Annotated in this window: 14 protein-coding genes; 5 read left to right on the forward strand and 9 right to left on the reverse strand. The window is 41.4% G+C overall.

The window, feature by feature from the left end; all coding sequences use genetic code 11:
• The first annotated feature begins 11 nt into the window (after positions 1 to 11).
• Entirely contained in the window at positions 12 to 1,259 is a 1,248-nt protein-coding gene (locus H5158_RS06980) for a phenylacetate--CoA ligase family protein (RefSeq protein WP_182739724.1), read from the forward strand.
• 23 nt (positions 1,260 to 1,282) lie between these two features.
• The gene (locus H5158_RS06985) at positions 1,283 to 1,774 is read left to right on the forward strand and encodes a PaaI family thioesterase (protein WP_145235331.1); all 492 of its coding nucleotides are present in this window, start codon (positions 1,283 to 1,285) and stop codon (positions 1,772 to 1,774) included.
• Between the two features lie 48 nt (positions 1,775 to 1,822).
• Here the strand turns inward: H5158_RS06985 and H5158_RS06990 are convergent, their stop codons facing one another.
• The 5 genes from H5158_RS06990 to H5158_RS07010 all read right to left on the reverse strand — a co-directional run bounded on the left by H5158_RS06990 (position 1,823) and on the right by H5158_RS07010 (position 6,901).
• A complete protein-coding gene (locus H5158_RS06990) occupies positions 1,823 to 2,083 on the reverse strand; it encodes a hypothetical protein (RefSeq protein ID WP_145235329.1) in 261 nt (86 codons plus the stop codon).
• A 202-nt stretch (positions 2,084 to 2,285) separates the two neighbouring features.
• Positions 2,286 to 2,909 (reverse strand): 3'-5' exonuclease, encoded by a 624-nt coding sequence (locus H5158_RS06995; protein ID WP_145235327.1) that lies wholly within the window; start codon positions 2,907 to 2,909, stop codon positions 2,286 to 2,288.
• A gap of 35 nt (positions 2,910 to 2,944) precedes the next feature.
• A complete protein-coding gene (locus tag H5158_RS07000) occupies positions 2,945 to 4,783 on the reverse strand; it encodes a DUF294 nucleotidyltransferase-like domain-containing protein (RefSeq protein WP_182739725.1) in 1,839 nt (612 codons plus the stop codon).
• A 119-nt stretch (positions 4,784 to 4,902) separates the two neighbouring features.
• Entirely contained in the window at positions 4,903 to 6,627 is a 1,725-nt protein-coding gene (locus H5158_RS07005) for a sodium:solute symporter family protein (protein WP_182739726.1), read from the reverse strand.
• 10 nt (positions 6,628 to 6,637) lie between these two features.
• A complete protein-coding gene (locus H5158_RS07010) occupies positions 6,638 to 6,901 on the reverse strand; it encodes a DUF4212 domain-containing protein (RefSeq protein ID WP_004586074.1) in 264 nt (87 codons plus the stop codon).
• 389 nt (positions 6,902 to 7,290) lie between these two features.
• On the opposite strand from H5158_RS07010, the gene H5158_RS07015 reads away from it, so the two are divergent.
• A complete protein-coding gene (locus H5158_RS07015) occupies positions 7,291 to 10,731 on the forward strand; it encodes a PAS-domain containing protein (RefSeq protein ID WP_182739727.1) in 3,441 nt (1,146 codons plus the stop codon).
• 97 nt (positions 10,732 to 10,828) lie between these two features.
• On the opposite strand, the gene H5158_RS07020 is transcribed toward H5158_RS07015, so the two are convergent.
• From H5158_RS07020 to H5158_RS07035, 4 genes are all read right to left on the reverse strand, one after another.
• Positions 10,829 to 13,480 carry a DUF2339 domain-containing protein gene (locus H5158_RS07020; protein ID WP_182739728.1) on the reverse strand — a complete coding sequence of 884 codons (2,652 nt, stop codon included), beginning with the start codon at positions 13,478 to 13,480 and terminating at the stop codon, positions 10,829 to 10,831.
• A 106-nt stretch (positions 13,481 to 13,586) separates the two neighbouring features.
• A complete protein-coding gene (locus H5158_RS07025; RefSeq protein WP_182739729.1) occupies positions 13,587 to 14,951 on the reverse strand; it encodes a hypothetical protein in 1,365 nt (454 codons plus the stop codon).
• A gap of 203 nt (positions 14,952 to 15,154) precedes the next feature.
• Entirely contained in the window at positions 15,155 to 16,477 is a 1,323-nt protein-coding gene (locus H5158_RS07030) for a metallophosphoesterase (protein ID WP_182739748.1), read from the reverse strand.
• A gap of 48 nt (positions 16,478 to 16,525) precedes the next feature.
• A complete protein-coding gene (locus tag H5158_RS07035; protein WP_145235313.1) occupies positions 16,526 to 19,297 on the reverse strand; it encodes a TonB-dependent receptor in 2,772 nt (923 codons plus the stop codon).
• A 335-nt stretch (positions 19,298 to 19,632) separates the two neighbouring features.
• Between H5158_RS07035 and H5158_RS07040 the strand changes: the two genes are divergently transcribed.
• Positions 19,633 to 20,553, forward strand: coding sequence for a GGDEF domain-containing protein (locus H5158_RS07040; protein WP_145235311.1), 921 nt, complete (start codon positions 19,633 to 19,635; stop codon positions 20,551 to 20,553).
• A complete protein-coding gene (locus tag H5158_RS23660) occupies positions 20,550 to 21,575 on the forward strand; it encodes an AraC family transcriptional regulator (protein ID WP_182717184.1) in 1,026 nt (341 codons plus the stop codon). Before H5158_RS07040 ends, H5158_RS23660 begins: the two co-directional genes overlap by 4 nt.
• The last annotated feature ends 8 nt before the right edge of the window (positions 21,576 to 21,583 follow it).

Below are 21,583 nucleotides of genomic sequence, written 5' to 3' on the forward strand. Positions count from 1 at the left end.
CTGGAGCTATTATGAGCCATTTTTATCATGCCAATGAACATCAACACTCTGAAACCAGAGAACAAAATTTATTGTCCCGTTTAGCTGACTTTATTACCTATGCAAAAAATAACAGCCCCTATTATCAGGCTATATTAGCGAACATTGATGCCACGAATATCACTACTCGCTCACAACTAGCGACTTTGCCGATCACCAGAAAATCTGACCTTTTAGACATACAAAAGCAACAGCCTCCGCTTGGCGGTCTCGCATCTAAAAGTGGCCATATAAATCGAATTTTTCAATCACCGGGGCCTATTTATGACCCTGAAAATTGCCAGCAAGATTGGTGGCGAATGGGCCAAGCCTTTCATGCTGCGGGGTTTAGAGCAGGTGAGTTAGTACAAAATTGTTTGTCATACCATTTGACTCCTGGCGGTTTTATTCTTGATTCAGGGGCGCGTGCGTGTGGCTGTGTGGTTATACCCGCAGGCCCAGGGCAAACAGATCAACAACTTGACGTAATAGAAGATTTACACCCGCAAGGTTATTGTGGCACTCCCTCTTTTTTAAAAATATTACTGGATAAAGCGCAGGCAACTAAACGTGACGTTAGCAGCCTCAAAAAAGCACTGGTGACTGGAGAGGCATTATCTCATGAACTGCGCGAGTCGTTTAAACAACAAGGTATCAACACCTTACAGGCTTACGCAAGTGCCGATGTAGGCTTAATTGGCTATGAAACCATTGCTGACGATGGGTTAATTATCGCTGAAGATTTAATTGTCGAAATTGTGCGCCCAGGCAGCCTCACTCCAGTCGCAGATGGTGAGATTGGTGAAGTGGTTATTACAAGTTTCAATACTGATTATCCGTTAATCCGTTTTGCAACCGGTGACTTATCGGCTATCAAGCCAGGGCAAAGTGCGTGTGGTCGGACTAACATGCGCATTCAAGGTTGGTTAGGTAGAGCCGATCAAACCACGAAAATAAAAGGTATGTTTGTTCATCCTCAACAAATAGAGCGAATTAGACTCAGTGTTAAGGGGATAAAGAAAATGCGCTTAGTGGTCAAGCTACAAGATCATCAAGACAAAATGCAGCTATTGTGTGAATACGATCAAGACCATTCAAAGCTAACTAAACTGGAACTCACCGGCGTATTGCTAGATAACTTAAAACAATACACAAAATTAAATGGCAGTGTTGAGTTGGTCGAGCTAGGCAGCTTAGCTGATGATGGCAAAGTGATTGATGATCAACGAGTCATCGGATAACCCAATTAGAACTAGGAGTTTTAATGAACAATATAGCCTTTCAAGATTATTACCCCGATGAGCTCAGCCATTGTTATGGCTGTGGCAAAAACAATGAGCAGGGTCACCAATTAAAAAGTTATTGGTATCAGGATGAGCAAAATCAAGGCAATATCGATAAAACTATCGCCCACTTTACGCCGCAACCTTGCCATACAGCAATCCCTGGCTTTGTTTATGGTGGGCTGCTTGCGTCCCTGATTGACTGCCATGGTACAGGCAGTGCCGCTGCTATAGCTTATCGATATGCAGAGCGAGAGATGGGGACTCAACCTGCATTTCGTTTTGTTACAGGGGCTTTAAATGTTAACTTTTTAGCGCCGACTCCAATGGGGGTAGAGCTGCAGCTAATAGGTAGCTTCATTGAAGTAAAACCCAACAAAGTGATTGTCGACATCACGCTATCAGCGAACAACGTGATCTGTGTTAAAGGCAGCGTAATTGCTGTGAAAATGCCAGCGAGCTTTATCAGTTAGCATTCAAAGTTAAGAGCGAACTGCCGTGTTCGCTCTTCAATTCAAAACTTAGCGCTTACCTAGCTTTTTCAGCAGTACACTGACTGATAGCGACAAAGCCATAATCACCACACCATAAATAACTAACATACCTGACGGTGTAGCAAGTTCTATTATTTGCTCGTTTGCGCCCACGCATAAGTTTGTTTTATGATTAATAGCCCCACCACTATCTAAACAGCGGTCAACCAATAAAAACCCATGTAACCACCATACGGCGAACAAGCTCACTAAAACGCCAGCTAAAGATGGCAGTAAATTATTTTTCATAGATAAAAACCAAACGAGAAAGTAAATGTTAGTGCTCTACAATAGCAAATAAAGTACCTAAAAAGATTACGATAAAAGCCTGTTTTTAAGAATAAAAATTAATACTTACGGCGCGATATAGTTAACAATTAAAACAGTTGTTCAGCTAGGATATATATTAATAATAATGAGAACGGTAGAGTGTAATTAATCAGCGTTAGGTTTAAACCAACTCAGCCAACTTTAGTTCATTGCCACGGCTAATTTGATGGCATTGTGCTAACAGTAATTCAGCGGTAGCCATGGCATCGGTAAGTGCATGATGGCAACCATAATGAGGTAGCTCATACCGCGCCCTGCAGGCACTGAGAGTTAAATCGTCTAAGCCTATTTCATGGCCTTGTTGGTGCAGGCGCTTTTTTTCAATCTGAAAAGTATCAATAATCAATAAAGGCTGCACATCAATATTATGTGCTTGAAATGCCTGCTTTAAAAATCCCCAATCTAAAGTAGCATTATGAAACACCAAAATAGCATCCGAAAAATGAGCGCTTAGCTTAGCTAAAATAGCCGCTAAGCTTTTTCCATTAGCGACATCTTGCTGGGCAATTCCATGATAAACAGGACTTTGCTCAAGGCGCAGCACTTCTTTATTTATGGCGTGCTGAGCTTGGCTCAATTTAATGCATTGCTTTTCTATCAACACCCACGCAATCGAGACGATTTCATGCAGTTTTGGATCCAGTCCAGTCAACTCTAAATCAATCACTATATAGCGCTGTACTAGTGCGTTTTGAGCAAGTAATCGCTTACGTGCTAAATAACGACTCAACCAACGTTTAACCACTTAGCTTGTCACCTTATTCATAGCAAAATACATATTTATAAACTTCCACGAGCAAACTTAAATGCCGCAGCTTGTTGTGCGAGCTTGAGTAAATAAAACGCTTCTTTTAATTGATGGCGCTCTAGCGAGTTTAACCTATCTGGATTAATACAGTTACTCGGTAGTCCTTCTTCATTTATTTGTGTACGTAAACGTAATTGAGTTAAAAATCGCCAGCAGTCTTTCAAATTATATACATCGTGATTACTTAACAATGAGTGTTTCAGCAATGCATCTAAGCGCTCTTGGGTGTTCGCTCGGCGTATGCCTGCTTTTAACGCATATAGACGAACAATATCGTTAATGATCACCACGCCACGTTTTTTCAAATCGATGTATTTATGCTGTTTCGCATCTTTTTCGAGTTTAAACTGATTAAATAAACCAATTGGTACTGAGTTAGATTTAATATCGGTTGCCATTGCCGCGTAAAATAATTCGTTGCGAGAAATTCGGGTTAGTTGCTCACAAAATGCAGTGTAAAGTGCCGTTGAGCCTTCAATAAAACGTAAATCAAAAAATATTTTACAGTTGAGCATTGCTTCAGGTGTCGGGCTTTTGATCCAGTTAAAAAAGCGCTCACACCAATCCGATATACTCATTCTGCATAATTCGCTGCTTGCCATAATATTACCTGGGCAGCGTTTAATACCGCACTCAACCAACTGTTCGCAAACAAACTCCCCCATGCGGCGATAGTAATCTTGATGTTGCTCGCTTAAGTCATCAGGTAGTAATAAGCCGTTATCTTGATCAGAATGTAAGGTTTGCTCTTCACGCGCTTGAGAGCCAAAACAAATAAAACTAAAGCTAGTAGGAGCGGCACCGTTATCTTCTTGGAATAAATATATTAGTCGTGAGGTTAACGCATCAGTTAAGCCACTGAGTAATTTACCTATTAAAGATATATCATCAATATTATGAGAAAAACTACGCAGTAATTCTGGTACTTCTGCCGCATAACGCTTTAAATCGGCGACACTGCGAGCTTTATAAATACGGCCAATCAATTGTACGGGGTCGCTCTTTTGCTGACGTAATAAGTCTGTGCTGGTGATCATACCCAACGCTTTATGGTGTTCATCCAACACTGGTAAATGATGAATGTTATGTTTGAGCATTAAATGCAGAGCTGAAAAAACACGGTTATTTTCAAAAATAAACTTGGGTTTGACACTCATGATAATGCTAACCGCTTGTTTGGGATCGATTTCATCTGCCAATACTCGGTTACGTAAATCGCGATCTGTAACCACACCAACTAAGCGTTCAAATTCTGTCACCATAATCGAAGACACGCCGTGCTCTTTCATTTTTTTAGCTGCTTGACGAATACTTGCATCGGGCGATAATGTGACCGCTTTACGTGACATCAGTTCAGATATTTTACGTTCAGACCAACTATCGTTTTGGCTTTTATAATGTGAAGAAAGCAGCCGATTTGCATGCGCGCGCACAAAATACTGCTCAAACGTTTTATATTCACGGCGCAAGTAGTCGAAAGCATCTTGGTTGAGCATATAAACAATGCCCTCTTTTTGCACTGCTAAATGATTTTGAATTGCTTCTCCGGTTAATAACGAAGGAAAACCAAAATACTCTCCTTGCGCTAACCGTGTGATCACATCACCTTTAGCATCCACTAAGTCATACAAACCAGAACGAATTAAAAACAGTTTAGGTGATTCTGATTGCAGCCATTGTGTTTGGTTTTCACGAGTCAGATAAATAACATCTAGGTGCTTTACAAAATAATCCGTAGCACTGCTATTAAGGTGACTAAAAGGAGTTTGTGCTAGCACAAACTGGGCTACTTCCTGTTGCTCATTATTCATTTGTCTACTCGCAAAAAACAATCGTACAATCACTGTACTGCTATCAACGGTAAATAAAAAGCCCGACTTAAGTCGGGCTTTTGGATCTATCAATATTAATTAATAGAGTATCAGCGTTATTAGTGAGCGTGAGCTTCACTAGACCCTTTAGGATTACGAATGCTTTCAACCATTTCTTGAATTTCAAGCGGTGTATCGGCAGTAAATTTAAGTACGATTGCTGCAACTGAGAAATTAATAATCATACCTACTAAACCAATACCTTCCGGTGAAATACCTAAGAACCAATGCTCAGGGCTATTTAGTTCTGGGCTGATGAACTTGAAGAAGATGATATATGCCGCAGTAAAGGTAATACCTGTAACCATACCTAGAACCGCACCTTCTTTATTCATCTTCTTAGAGAAGATACCCATAATGATCGCCGGGAAGAAACTTGCTGCGGCCAAGCCGAATGCAAATGCCACCACCGACGCCACGAATCCAGGCGGATTAATACCAAAGTAAGCGGAGATAACAATCGCAACCATGGCTGCCAACCTCGCTGCGAGTAACTCTTGTTTATCGCTAATGTCTGGTTTTAAGGTCCGCTTAAGTAAATCATGCGATACCGAAGTCGAAATAACTAACAGTAACCCTGCTGTTGTTGATAGTGCCGCAGCAATACCACCGGCGGCCACAAGTGCCACGACCCATGCTGGTAAGTTAGCAATTTCAGGGTTAGCAAGTACCATGATGTCGCGGTCAACGTTAACTTCGTTAGCGCTGTTTGGATCATCAATTTTACCAGCTGTGTAGAACATTTTGCCATCACCGTTTTTATCATTAAAAGTGATTAAGCCCGTTCTTTCCCAATTTTTTACCCATACTGGTGCTTCAGCGTATTCAGTACCACTTCCGTCTTTACCATTTATGGTATCAATCATGTTAACACGGGCAAATGCTGCAACCGCTGGTGCTGTTGTGTAAACAATCGCGATGAACACTAACGTCCATGCCGCTGAGATACGGGTATCTTTAACACGTGGAACAGTGAAGAAGCGTACGATTACATGAGGAAGACCGGCAGTACCAACCATTAAGGCACCAGTAATAGCAAACACATCAATCATGCTCTTAGAGCCTTCAGTGTATTGTGCAAAGCCAAGTTCAGCACTTAAACCGTCCAGTTTATCAAGTACGTATACACCATCGCTGCCAATTAATGTCGCGCCAAAGCCTGTTTGTGGGAAGAAGTGACCCGTCATCATCATAGAGATAAAGATGGCAGGAACAAGGTAAGCAAATACCAGTACACAGTACTGTGCTACTTGGGTATAAGTAATGCCCTTCATACCACCGAGTACCGCATAGAAGAAGACAATAACCATACCAATGTAAACACCCGTTTCAATTTCAACTTCTAAGAAACGTGAGAATACAACGCCTACACCACGCATTTGCCCTGCAATGTACGTAAAACAAATGAAGATGGCACATAAGATTGCCACTAAACGCGCGGTGCGTGAATAGTAACGGTCGCCGATAAAGTCTGGCACAGTAAACTTGCCGAATTTACGTAAGTAAGGTGCTAAACACATAGCAAGTAGTACATAACCACCGGTCCACCCCATTAAGTAAACGCCGCCATCATACCCTGCAAAAGAGATGATACCCGCCATTGAGATAAATGACGCTGCACTCATCCAGTCTGCGGCTGTTGCCATACCATTAGCCAGAGGCGGAACCCCACCACCTGCTACATAAAACTCTTTTGTTGAGCCTGCTCGGGCCCAAATTGCAATGCCGATATAAAGCGCGAAGCTCAACCCGACAATTATAAACGTGAGTGTTTGAACATCCATTGCTTAGCTCCTATTCGTCTACGCCGTATTTTTTATCTAACGTATTCATTTTGAAAACGTACACAAAAATCAAAGCCACAAAGGTGTAAATCGCGCCTTGCTGGGAGAACCAGAAGCCAAGTTTAAACCCAAAGAAACGCACTTCATTAAGTACATCAACCAGTAATATGCCAAAGCCAAACGACACGACAAACCAAACTGCTAATAATTTAAACAGCAGTGAAATGTTTTCCGCCCAATAAGCTTTTGCTTGTTCTTCATCTTTAAAAGCCATTTTTTATTTCCTCTTTAACATCTGTAAAAAGTGATGTGTTCGATTTATTCTCGGCTATAAACTTAGCAATGCCTGAACAATATTGAATTGAGACCATAGTCGTAACAACAAGTTAACGTTTACGTAAACTGTACTGAAGCGCTTGTTACAAAAAAGTAAAAAACGTTTTCTATCATAATGTTAAGTCTTTCCACTCGGTGATTTTAACTATTCATCCAGGTTATATTGCACACTTGCGACATTAGTCTAATACATCAATAAAACATTAAATTTCTCATATATATCAAATAAATATGTTTATTTTCAGAATACTCACAAAAATTGACAGCTCAAAATAGTGAAAACTTCTGGTATGGTGTGCAATAACATAATAAAAATTGAATAAAAACATGACTGCTGCACTAATTTTTGTCGCTTTAGCGTACATTGGCATATTGTTTTGGCTAGCAAACTGGGGCGATAAAACCACACCGCTGGCAAAACGAATTAGCCATCACCCTTTTGTTTACTCCTTTTCGCTGGGTATTTACTGTACTTCGTGGACTTATTACGGCTCTGTTGGTACTGCAGCTACCAGCAGTTGGAGTTATTTACCCATTCTACTTGGTCCTGCACTGTTGTTTTTTTTCGGACAAGGATTTTTGCGCAAACTGGTACTAGTGAGTAAAAAACAAAATATCACCACCATCGCCGATTTTATCTCTGCCCGTTATGGTAAGCGTCAAACCACCGCCATTATGGTGACTATGATTGCGCTACTAGCAACTATTCCTTATATCGCCTTACAGTTAAAGGCACTGAGCAACAGCTTCTTACTACTACAAAGTGACAATAAAATATCGGGTTCAATGGTCGCGCTTTCTGCCACCCTGATCATGGCTATGTTCGCAATATTTTTTGGCACCCGTAAAGTTGATGTAACCGAATACCGTTCAGGATTAATGCTCGCAGTCGCATTTGAATCAATGATAAAACTACTGGCACTAGTAGCAGTGGCGGCTTTGGCGGTGTACACCTTGTATAATTTACCCAGTGCTAATGAAGGACAAATAAAAGAATCTTTATGGCAACATTGGAATAATTTTAACTTTTTAAGCTTTAACTTTATTGGCCAATCACTGATGGCCGCTGCTGCAATCATCTGTTTGCCACGACAATTTCACGTTACTGTGGTTGATAACCAAGACAAACGTCACCTATTTACCGCTCGTTGGGCATTTCCACTGTATTTACTGCTGACTGCAGCAATGATTTTACCAATAGCCACCGCAGCTATTCATCCACAGATCGGCAATAGCTTCTCTCCTGATAGTTTTGTATTGGCACTGCCATTAATGAATGACAATGCATTGCTTACCACGTTTGTGTTTATTGGCGGAATATCTGCGGCGACTGCGATGATTGTGGTTGCCACTTTGACCCTAAGTACTATGATCTCAAATGATGTGGTATTACCGCTGATGCTGCGACGTAAATTCAAACGCAACCTGATCACCAGCAGTTATAAGCCACAAATATTACTGGTAAGACGTTTTACCATCGCCGGTATTTTGATCTTATCGTATTTTTATCAGCAATGGTTTGGTCACGGCAAAGCACTTGCCAGCATGGGATTAGTGGCATTTTCTTTGGTAACGCAATTATTACCGGCCATTGTGGGCGGCCTATACTGGCGCAAAGGCCATGCCTACGGTGTTTATGCTGGTTTATTAGCGGGGTTGATTTGTTGGATATTATTTTTAATGTTACCTATTTTAGATGCAGGTAATACACTTGACACCGAACTACAACAAACCCTTATTACCCGCGGCACACTGATCGCTTTATTTGCCAATATTGGCTGTTATATTAGTTTTTCACTGGGAGCTGATGAGCGGTTAATTGATAAAATTCAAGCTGCAGCATTCGTTAATCCCAAGGAGCAAGCAGTACTTGCAAGACGTTTAAACAAAAACGTGAAAGCCACGGTATACGATTTTAAAGTACTGTTACAAACCTTTTTAGGAGTCCAGCGTAGCCAACAAGTATTGACGCATTTTTCACTAACTCACCAACTCGGAGACAATAACACTCACCCCGCCCCTGAGTTTATAGCTTACTGCGAACGCGCCTTGACTGGTGTATTAGGCGCCTCTTCAGCGCAAGCTTTGATCCACACGGTAGCATCGGGCAAGCGAATGGCATTTGAAGAAGTGGTTAACTTTTTTGATGAAACAACGCAAGCACTACAGTTTAACCAAAACCTGTTGTTCACCTCTTTAGAGAATCTCAGTCATGGTATTTCAGTTGTTGATAAAGAGCTTAATCTTGTTGCGTGGAATAAGCGCTACGCAGAGATGTTTAATTACCCCGAAGGATTTTTAGAAGTAGGTCAACCGATTGAGCAAATTATTCGTTACAATGCGGAGCGCGGCGAATGTGGCCCTGGTGAAATAGAACGCCAAGTAGAAAAGCGCGTGCAACATTTAAAAAATGGTAGTTCGCATCACTTTATCCGTCACCGTCGTAACGGCCTAGTGTACGAAATGATCGGTAACCCACTGCCTGATGGCGGCTTTGTTACTAGCTTTTCAGATATTACCACTCACATTGCCACACAAAATGCACTTGAAGAAGTGAATATGGATTTGGAAAATCGTATTGAAGCGCGTACCCAAGAAATTCGAACTATCAATAAAGATCTCGAAGCACAAATAGAAAGCCGTGTACAAACAGAGCAAGCACTCACTTTAGCAAAACGAGAAGCAGAGCAAGCCAATGACAGTAAAACCCGCTTTTTAGCTTTAGCAAGTCACGATATTTTGCAACCGCTCAACGCCGCCCGTTTATACCTTGCTGCGATAGATGAAAAATCCCTCGCTGATAATAATATCAATAACTTCGAAAAGCTCGGTGCCAGCCTCGATTCAACAGTGCATTTAATGTCAGCCCTATTAGAAATTGCCAAACTTGAACAAGGTGCGATGACCCCCACCCCTCGCCATTTTAGTATTGATGATATCCTCGCACCACTGCGCAATGAATACGCCATTTTAACAAGCGAAAAAGGCCTCAAGCTCACAGTGCGCAGCGGACAGCATATTGTCCACAGTGATATCACCTATCTACGGCGAATTGTGCAGAACTTAGTATCAAATGCAGTTAAATACACCAATACGGGCAAAGTATTAGTAGCCTGTCGTAAACGCAAACATCACCTGCGCATTGAAGTGTGGGACACCGGCCCTGGCATTAGCGAGGTAGAGCAAGCAAAAATATTTAACGACTTCTACCGCGTAGAGGCCTCTGACAATAAAGGCGTTGGCCTTGGCCTTAGCGTAGTAAAGCGTATGGTAGATTTACTGTCGATTCGCTTAGATGTGCGCTCAACCCCGCAAAGAGGTAGCTGCTTTAGTATTGAAGTCCCTTATGGCGAAAGCCAATTTGTTCAGCAAAAACACGTTACCAATAGCTTGTTTGAAGAGCGCTCTGCAATGAATATCGTTGCCGTTGATGACGACCCTGAAAACCTAAACGCCATGGCCAGTTTATTACAAAAGTGGCAAGCTAATTATCAGTTGTTTGATCAAGTTGAAGGCGTACTCGCATACGCAAATGAACACAGCGCACCGGATGTGATATTAATGGATTATCAGTTAGGCCATGAACACGATGGTATTACATTAATTAAAGCCCTGCGGGAAATTTGGCAAACCAATGTGCCGGCAATTTTAATCACCGCAGTACGCGACGTAGAGCTAAAACAAGCGACTAAAGCCGCTGATATTCATTATTTGTCTAAACCAATCAAGCCAGGGAAATTAAAAGCACTGCTAAACCATAGTACGTGAAGGGAAAGGCGCTAGGCAAAAGATTAGAACAGATTGGCGTTAAACAACATAACTAAGTACACCCAACAACCTTATTGGGTGTACTGCTTGAGTTAAATTACCCCGCTGGTGCTTTACTCCTGAGCTTTTGAAACAGCCAGCTTAGGCCAACGAGCGACAGGCCTAAACCAATAAATGATACAGCTTTGAGCAAGCCGGTCAGGCTTGCCATATCAATTAAGAATACCTTCACGATAACCGCGCCGAGAATGCCTAAGCCGACTTTTTGTAGTAGCAACTGTTGTTTTAAATGCCCGGTAATGACCACCAACGCGCCAAGTAATAACCAAATGATCGAATAGCTGTATAGCTCGGCGTCACTGGTCGCTTTATCAAGATAAATGAACCCGCCTTGCCAATATTGGCGGATCAATGTGTTGATAGCTAACACTGCTAATAAGCCTGATGCACCCAGTACTATTTTACTAAACTTAGCATTAAGTGGTTTAACTAATTTAGCCAACCACAGTGTAAGAATACTTGGTACGAGCCAGGTTAATAACAGCCAATTAAATAATGGCATTTCACCAACGTAAAGGCGTATAAATAGTGGATTTTCATATAATGCTGTACTTATCAACAACAAGCCAGCGAGTCCCGCAAGTGCAAGCCCTGCAATGCGATAAAGTTTACCCAGTTTCCCTGCGCTGTGTGACCGATGCAAATAAACGCAGCCAAGTGCTAACCAATTACAACTGAGTAATACCTGCTCATAAAAGCTTAAAGAAGTAAGCTGTGGATAATGCCCGACTAGTTGATAGCTGGTCTCGGTGGTGATAAATAATGCTAAGCAATGTAATGCAGCCCCTTCGAGCCAAATTTTCATATCTGTTTGTTGCCACTGTTTTGCGGCAAACCAAAATAACCCAACCGCTGATGGATACACAATTGCGCTCCAATGCATTGAAAATATGGTTAGATCAAAATAATGTGCCGTCCACGGTGCAAAGGTTAGCCTTGCCAGCACCACAGCCACCAGCACTTTAATAGGCCAATGCGGCATAGGCACATCATGGCGTTTCACCAGATAGCTAATAACCAACACTTGAGCAGCCAGTGCGAGGGTTAACCCGCTATCGGCTAATAACATAGTTAAACAAAGAGTTATATTAGCATTAGCGCCAACCCAATAACTAAACTGCTGCCATTGAGTGTGAGCTGTTTGTGCGCGTTTAATTAATACACCACTAGTTACTAGCAACAATACAGTCCATAGCGGATACGCAACGCCTAAGCCTTGCTCGGGTGTTATGGTATAGAGCGTTGCAATCAAGGTAAACACACTAAACGCAGCCACTAAATGAAACGTTAAACGTTTATAGTAACGCGCGCCAAAATAAAGCCCGTATAGACAAAGCCCAACCGCGAGTAATAACCCTACGCCATACATTTCCCTAAATACAAACAAATGATCATTGCTATCGACACTATAACGTTGTTGGCTAAGGACTAATAACATCGCAACCACTAACGCCACACCTTGCCAAAGATCCCAACGACTATTTTGCAGCACTAAAAATAACAGCATGACGATTAAACACACCATCACTATTTGCCATTGTAAGCTCACCGCCTCTGTCATTATCGCCAGCAATAAAGGAATTACTATCGCTAACAATAACGGATGATCCGGCTGTAATTTTAATAATCGCTGTAAACTATGTGGGCGATATTCTAATAAACGCAAAGTTAAACCTAATCGAGCTATGGCAATTAAACCAATAATAGAGAGCAGTGCAAAACCACCAACAATCCAATATTGCTGCGTATTGATTACACTCAGTGCCACCCAATACCAGCCAATATGCCCAGCCCATAGTAAATACCACAGCCAATTACGTTTTACCTTTTGCGCCACTAATACCGCAGCAAAAGTGATAAAGCCAATGTACATCAGTAAAGCAGCTAAATTACCACTGCCAGTATTAACCCAAATCGGCACGCTGTAAGCGCCAACTATGCCAAGCACGGCCAATAAAGGCCCTAAACGCAGCGCCATAGAGCTTGCAGCCAGTGCAATTACTGCCAGCATCACAAACGCCACTGTTGGGCTTAACATGGCATAGCTTGAATAAGCTAATAACGTTAATGCAAAGCAGCTAATAAACCCGCCACCTGCAAGTGCTGCAGGCACGTAATTATTAAAGCCTTCGAAGACAATACCTTTTCTATGTAAATACTCGGCACCGGCAATTAATGCGACACCAAATAAGCCCCCTAAGGTGAGTCGTAAGCTTGGTGATAATAAGCCGGCATCAAGACTGTATTTTGCTAAAAATATACCACCAAAGGCCAGCGCGACGCCGCCAATCCAGGTCATCCAATTTTCTTGGAACTGTGTTTTTAATTTACTAAAGAAAATATCAATAACTGAGGGAGAAGCTTGTTTCGGGCGAGAAGTTGTTATTATAGTCGGTGCGGTGTTTACGTATTTTTTTACCGATGGTTGCTGATGTAAAGTTGCCTCAGCTTGGGATGATTGTTCTAGCGTAACCGGATGCTCTACTTGCGGCTCAGTTATATTAGCAGCAATGTCTAGCGACACTTGATGCTGCCCGGTATTGTCTACCATGACTCCACGCAGTTGTTTTTTTAACATCGCAATATCTTGCTTTAACGTACTTATTTGCGTTAAAGCAATAAAACCGGCAATAGAGCCTGCGACTACAACTAACGATAAAATGACTATGAGCCCTAAAACATCGTCCATTTTTCAATCCTTGACTGCTTTTAATATTCCCTTATAACGTAAAGTGTATTGAAAATATACCCAAAAATCTCAGCCTCGCTATTACGAGGCTGAAATTAAAGTAAGATTACTCTACCGAATCAGTAACCGTTCGCTCTAGCGTCATTTTATAGCCAGTGCTGGTTGTTTCATCATGCTCAAGAATTAATATGTAGTTACCTTCTTGGCTAAAGTCCATATCGCCTTGTTGCATGAGTACAATTTGCTGGCCATTATCTTCATAAAGCACATAAGTGGTGTAAATTTCATTATCGACAACCTGATCTTCTTGATCATACTGATCGATGCCATCAATAATATTTTTAGCATCATCTACGGTTTCACCATTGAGGGTAAATACCACATCAACGTCAGTAATATTTTGCCCCGCGTAACTATCAATTAAGTTAACGACTGTCACCTTATGACTGTAGCTACTTGGCGTTAAGGTTTCTTTTACTGTCATCATTCGCGGGCCGTAATCTTTATCTTTATAAAAAACACCAACATTACTTTGCTCGCGCTCAAGGGTTAGTAAAAAGTTATCAACAATTGCATTTCCTTGTTCATCTAACATAGCAATACTGTAACTGTTTGGAGCAAGCTCAATGTAGTTTGAGTAGCTGTCATTAGCGGTTACTTGCGAAGTGCTGCTTGCGCTCCCCCGCGTTGCACTAAAGCTAGTTTGCGGGTAATCATCAATAGTATTGATAAAACGCAATTGCCCTTGGGCATTTTGATGTTTGAGCGTGGTTACGGTATTGCTTGAAGTAACGAGATCTAGCGTAATACCATGTTCTTCAGTGGCGTAACTTGATCTGATCATCGCAACATAACTGGCATCATCATTTAGGTAAATCGAAGCAGACTCAAATAGCACATCAGTACTGCCGCTTTGAGTTAAATACAGTGTGTAATATCCTTCATCAAAGCTTTGCAGTGCCAGTTCGTTTAAATACCGTGGTGATGCAATTAACTCAGCGGTTTCAAATAAGCCATCATCATTTGCTAAATACACATCAAAACTAATATTTTCTCCGGCAATATTAAAGAAGCCTAAATTAATAGCCCCTTCATCACTGCCGGTTGGTAAACTTAACTCACTGAATGTTGGCTCTGAAAAATCGCCATTCATCACCCATAATTGGGTCATGTCGTCTTTTACCGAAACTGCTTTTTCACTGATCGTTATATAACTGTCGTTTGCATCAAGGTACTTAAAGCTCACATCATAGTTATTAGCACTGTAATTATGACGAGTGGTAACGCCACCAAAATCAGTGCCTGAGCGTTCAGCATCTTCGATAAATAAACGGGTGTACGGGCTATTATAAGAGCCATTGTATAATTGGATATAACCACTTTTACTCGAGCTTGAGTCATCGCCAGAGCACGCAGTTAGGGTTGCAAGTAAAGAGGTTGTTAGTGCAGTTTTAAATAACGGGCCACGCATGTAATCAATTCCTTATTGTTAATAGTTTGAATTTGACCATTAACAAAAGCAATAATTCCATGATTTACAAAGCATTACCTCCACTTACAAATATTTACGCAACCGTAAATAAATGTACAAACATGCAAAAAAATGCACAATTTAACACATTAAAACAACAAAAAACCAGCGTAGTTACACTGGCTTTTATGCAAAATATAAGTTTATCGAGTGCGTTTAGAAAAACTAAAACTACCTTCATCAATAATACTGCCCGTTAAATCTCGTGGCGTGGTATAAAAGCTCACATCAAGCTTATTGGCTTGATTATCCAAACTGATGTGACTAAACCCCCATACAAAGCTTTTTGACCAAAGCAAATCATATTCAGGATATTGGCGTTCTTGAAACTGTGCAAACGGGGTATGTTTACCACGCATTTTAGACGCAGCGCCAGAAATGATCAGCGGCAATTTGCCAACGCTATTACCGGTATCAAACTTTGAGCAATCATCGGTTAGTAACTCTAAGTCATGCTCGTGGCCGGCAATATAACCATCTGCATATTTGCATAGAGTTGGCATTAGTAATTTACGCAGTACGTGGCCTTCACTATATTTAGTGCCCCCAATTGACCATAAAATATGATGCCCATAAACCAGTTTCCATTTAGCAGTCGAGTTTGCAATGCCTTGTTTAAGCCATATAAGCTGAGCTAGGTCTTCATCGTTTTGTGGCCCTTCATGGGGGTCATGTACTTCAAGATCTGCGCGGCCATCACGTATTGCTTGTTGCTCATCTGCTTCGCTGCCATCTGGGTTTAGCGGCACATCATAATAACTTTGCCCTGCCAGTAACATATTGGTATCGAGTACAAAAAACTCTACATCGTTACCCGGCTCACCCATTTTGTAGCTATAGTAGCCTTTTTCGTCTAGGTGAAAGTTCGCTTGCTCTGCCATCCATTGCGTTTGTACCGCTACGCCTTTGCGCGAGCTTTTCCAATCATGATTACCTAATGCGGAATACACCACTAAATTAGGCTCAGCTTTAAATAATGGCTCAAGCGGCGCATACACTAAGTCGTGTAAACGTTTTTGGTCGTCTTTACCATCATTAGCATCGGCACCATCAGGGTATACGTTATCACCGAGCTGAATAGCAAATTGGCACGCTTTTGTTTCACACAATTTTGCCATTGCGATCCCCACAGCCTGAGCGCCCCCTTGCTCTGTAGCAATCTCAGTGCCTGGATAAATATATATTGGTGCATGGTCAAATTCATCGCGAGGGCGATAATCTTCTAACCAATCAGCAAGCTCTGCGGCTATAAACTGTTGCTTGTTTTTAGGGTTGGTTATGTGTTTAGTTTTTGGATAGTCAACATGATAACCACCATCACCAAAAGCTAAAAATTCAATCTTGTCGGAGGCTTTTTTACTGGTACTTGCGACGTCAGTACTGCTTTGTTTGTTACTTTGAGCTGTGCAACCCACCGTTGCTAAACATGCGGTTAGTGCAATATACAAAATAGTTTTATTAATCATAATATCCTCAACAATGAGCCTACTGTTAAGCAGGCTCATATGTTCACCTTACAAAGAAGAAAACGTAAAACCTAGCTCAAATGTACGACCGTAAGATTCGTACTGGTAGTTGTAACGTTTTTCGCCGTGATACAAGTACATTGGCTCATCTGTTAGGTTGGTGGCATTGAAATACACGTTCATATTATCGTTTAAGTAATATTTACTGCTGAAATCCAATTGCATGTGGCTATCTTCATAAACCGCCATATCAGCATCATCAAACTGAAAACTCTCACTCTTATATGATGCGCTTAAACGAGTGCTAATAGCATGATTTTCAAAGCCCACAATGATATTTGCCACTGTGTCTGCTTGATTTGGTAATTTTTCATCCGCATCAATAAAGGTTCCGTTTGCACCAAGCACAAATCCTGATTTAAAGGTTTTGTTCCAGTTTAGCTCGATCCCCGTTAATGACGCTTTACCGCCATTAACCATTTGCACTACTTCGTCAAAACCATCCCAATCACCGTTATCTTGTACTTCTTGTTGAATAATAAAGTTGTCGATGTCTTTATAGAAAACACCAGCAGATAACACCCCAATGGAACCTGGGTAATATTCGATTGATGCGTCTAAGTTCATTGATTCATAAGGGTCAAGAGCTGGATTACCGACTTCAGCTTTACGCTCTGTAACCATTACGCCTTCATCTTCAACTGTTTCAGTTTCAATTAATTGGTAAGCAGCCGAATCGCTAAAGGTTGGCCGCGCGATAGTATTGGTATAAGCAAAACGGGTCACTAGTTTATCGCTGATGTTATAGCGTAAATTTAAGCTTGGTAAAAAGTAGTCATAATCTTTACTTACTTGCCAAGGCGTGGTGGTAACCGTTTCTGTATCACTTACTTTATCGACTACTAAGTCAACTTGGTTACCTTGCGTTTCAAACTTAGTACCTTCATAACGCACGCCCGCGACAACATGTAACTTATCAATATCCATACTAACCATCGCATAAGCGGCGGTAATATCTTCATTACTTACATAACTTTGACCATCAGATTCAACTTGTGACTCATTACTATTGAAAGCAAACGCCTCTTTATTTTTTCTCACAAAGGCTTGAATCGCGCCGCGATCAAGGCCCGGTCCAAAACTTCCCAAATCAAAGTCAGGTGCAGGCGCGACAAAGTCGCTACCAAGAGCATCTAAAAAGTCGCCATCATAAATAGCAACCTTTACATCATTACGCTTTTCGCGATTTTGATGTTTGAAACCAAACTTAAATTCACCATTATTATTTTGCCACACAAAATCACGGCTGAAGTCGAGTTTAAAGCTAAGCTCTTCGTCTTCACTAAGGTTATTGGCCGCTTCAATTTTATCCATCTCAAACAGGCTTAAATCGTGGGCATTAGTCGATTGGCTTAATAATGGAGTATCAACGCGCGCAATGTAGCCCATATCAATATCTTTACCAGCAAAGGTCACATCTAAGCGGTTTGGCTCTTTTTCTTCTGATTTAGAATAACCAACATTATATTCAACAAACCAATTATCTAATTGATTTTCACCACCAAGTACCAGTGAAAGAATACTTTGTTCTTCATAACGGTCTTTGGTATCGCGGTCCATTTCTGCACCACTAAAGTTTGCACCGCTCTCGTTGCTATCTAATAGTTTGCCATCGCTAAACTTATACTCATTACGTTGGCGATACTCATCATCAGAAAAGTCACTATATAGTGTGCGTAAATAATATTTATCAGTGGCGCCGCTGTGTAAATCTAAATTAAGTGCTGCACCTAAACGCTCACGGGTAATTTGATACTGGCGTTGCTCAATTTCTTCAGCGCCAAATAATGAGACCTTGTCGCCAGTTGCTGCATCTTCAACATCAAATTCACTCCAACCACCGTCGGTCTCCATATTACGTGAACCAAAATCACGCTTAAACCACGAAATAGCTGTTGCTACACCTAGATCAAGACCACCATCAAGCTCATAAACATTAGTGTAACTACCTGAAAGCTTCGGGCTAGTTTTTGACTCTAATTCGTTATATGAGCCCTGCGCAGTAAAACTATAGCTTTCACCTGCTTTATCAAAGGCACTTAAGCTTTTTACTTCGATAGAGCCACCAATAGCACTGGCATCCATGTCTGGGGTAACAGTTTTACTTACTTCTAAACTTTGAATTAGTTCACTTGGCAATACATCCATCGCCACAGAGCGAACACCGGCCTCAGGCGACGGCACATTTAAGCCATTAACCGTAACGTTGTTTAAATTTGGATCAATACCGCGAATACCAACAAATCGCCCTTCACCTTGGTCGCGAGCGATAAAAATACCCGGTAAACGCTGTAATGCTTCTGCTGCGTTTTGATCAGGGAACTGGCCAATCGAGTCTGCACTGACTACCGATTTTAAATTAGTTGCGTTTTTTTGACGGTTAATTGCGCCTGCTTGGCCAGCACTTTGGCCATAAACAATGATATTGTCGATGGCTTCTTGTTGCTCACCAATAATAATTTGTTGTGTAAAAACTTGTGAATCAACCACCGTAATTTTTTGTTCTACCGATGGTGCACCAATGTAATCAACCACTAGGGTGTAATCACCCGCTGGCAACTTATTAAATGAAAAAGAACCATCGCGGTTACTTACCGTATTTAAGTTTAACTCTTTAACCGATACTTTCGCGCCGCCAAAATACACACTTTGGCTGGCATCAGTGATGCGACCTTGCACACGACCATCCGCTAAGGCTGGGGTCGCATATAAAATACCACAACACGCTAATGCAATACTCGATTTGATAAAAGGGTTCATAATTGTTCTCTTGGTTGCTGCTAATGATTTTGATTGTTTACTTGGCCATGCTTGGCTCGCAGCAACACCCTAAGGGGCAATCATGAAAGAAATATGTCAGTACCCGTTACGTCCTTGATAATTAGCCATTGTAAGGGCATTTTAAGTAGTTAAATACGGCAAAATGAGCTGATTTGACCCCCTGTTTTTATGGTTTTTTAATTCAAAAATCAACAATAATCCGTTTGAAAAGTTGCCAACGTAAAAAATATGTCATCACTGTGAGCTAATCTGACCCTAGTGGTGTTTAAGCTGTTTGCTTATTCTGCCTATCAAATATACCTATTGAGCTGACAATGAATTTATCGTTTTTAAAATTACATCGCTCATTACTGCTTATCTTAGTGGTGATGTTAACCAGCGTATTAACCCTGACACTTAGCTACGGCCACTACAAAGGCCATAGCCAGATCGACTGGTTTGATGTCGGTGGCGAAGGCGGTATTACTGCCATGACCCTGCTGTGGATCTTTTTTATTCTATTAAGTAGGCCAAAGGGACGAGTAACTAACTTATTATTCTCAGGCCTTGCGATTATGAACTTATCGATGACCCTCGATTTTATTGATGAATTTGTATATTACAGCGATGAACAAGCATGGCTCAGTACCATTGAATCTATTCCCGCACCATTTGGGATGATTTTAATGACCATGGCTTTGTATCATTGGCACCAAGAGCAAATGACCATTAATCAACAATTACGTAATCGCGAGCGCTTTTATCGAGAGCATCAACTCAGTGATGCTATCAGCGGCCTAGCTAGCGCCGATTATATGAAAAGCCAGATCAACCGCGAGCTAAATTTGCTCCATCATAGCCTGCATGGATTTTCATTACTGATGTTAGATATTGCTCAATTTGATCGGTTTAATCGTCAATTCGGTGATGCAGAAGGCGATAAGCTGTTACAAGAGTTTGCTCAAGTGATCACCTTGAATGTACGTGAACAAGATTTAGTCTGCCGTTACGCCAGTGATTGCTTTATTGTCATGTTACCCAATACCGAACTCGCTGTTGCAGAGCGGCTAAGCGTATCGTTAGTCAGTGCTTTAGAAGCGTTTTCGTTTAATAGCAGCGACAAAGCTGTGAGCTACAAACAAAAAGTACACACCAGTTTAGTAGCTGCAACGCACCGTGATTCGACCTCTGGTTTACTCAGTCAATTGCATCAAAAATTACTAACGAACAAAAACTTACATGGACATACTGCGTGAGTGCAAACCTTAGCAACAGCAGTTATATCGACTCTCCTTATCAAGGTTTACAGTCATGGGCGGCGCAATTAGTGGATTTAGCCAAGCACCGAGGGGTACACCCTGATAAGTTACTCAAAGGGACTCGATTATTTTATCAAGATTTTGCAGCTGGAACGGCTTCGATCAGTGTTGAGCAATTTTATCGATTACAAGAAAACTGTCGTCAATTTGATAATCAACACCAACTCAGTTTTTTACTAGGGCGAAAACTACTTAATCACAATCCGTTATATAGCGCATTTTCTCAAGCAGAAAGTTTACGCACACTGCAAAAACTACTCACACGCACTCCTTTACATGGCTTTAACTTATTTAATGCCGAACATAAATACCATCAAGGCCGACATTACTTCATTATCAACCTCAGCTTCGGGGCAATAAATGCAGCCGTAGAACAATTTTGCTGCGAATTATTTGCCAGTTTTATCGCTGCAACATGTAAATGGCGAATAGGTAATAACAGTGATTTATGTTTTTCGTTTCCCTATGCGCAGCCCTCACACATAGAGCAATATCAAACTAACCTACAAGCCAACTGCAAGTTTTCACAACAATTATTTATGGTCAGTATTAGTGATGAACTTTATAACAAACACTTAATAGATAGCTGTCCGAGCCTGCTGCAGCAATCATTAGCAACCATAAAGCAGCACCCTTTACCTGCGGCATCTTGGCTGCAATTAGTGCGCAATCATATTGGCGCTCAACCACAACAAAACCTCGAAACAGTTGCCCAGCATTTCGCTATGAGCCCCGCCACTTTTAAGCGAAAACTAAAACAACATCATACTCGTTTTAGCGCCTTGCAAGATTGTATCAATCGCCAAACCGCGGTGTTTAATATCGCCACTTTAGCGCAAAGTAACGAAACCCTAGCAGGCGAACTTAACTTTAGCGACTTAACTAACTTTCGCCGCGCATTTAAACGCTGGACTGGGACGACTCCCTCACAGCTGAGAGAATTGATTAACGAACATTAAGTTAACAC

Origin of the sequence: Pseudoalteromonas sp. SR45-6 (genome assembly GCF_014163545.1) — a bacterium.
Classification (GTDB): domain Bacteria; phylum Pseudomonadota; class Gammaproteobacteria; order Enterobacterales; family Alteromonadaceae; genus Pseudoalteromonas; species Pseudoalteromonas rhizosphaerae.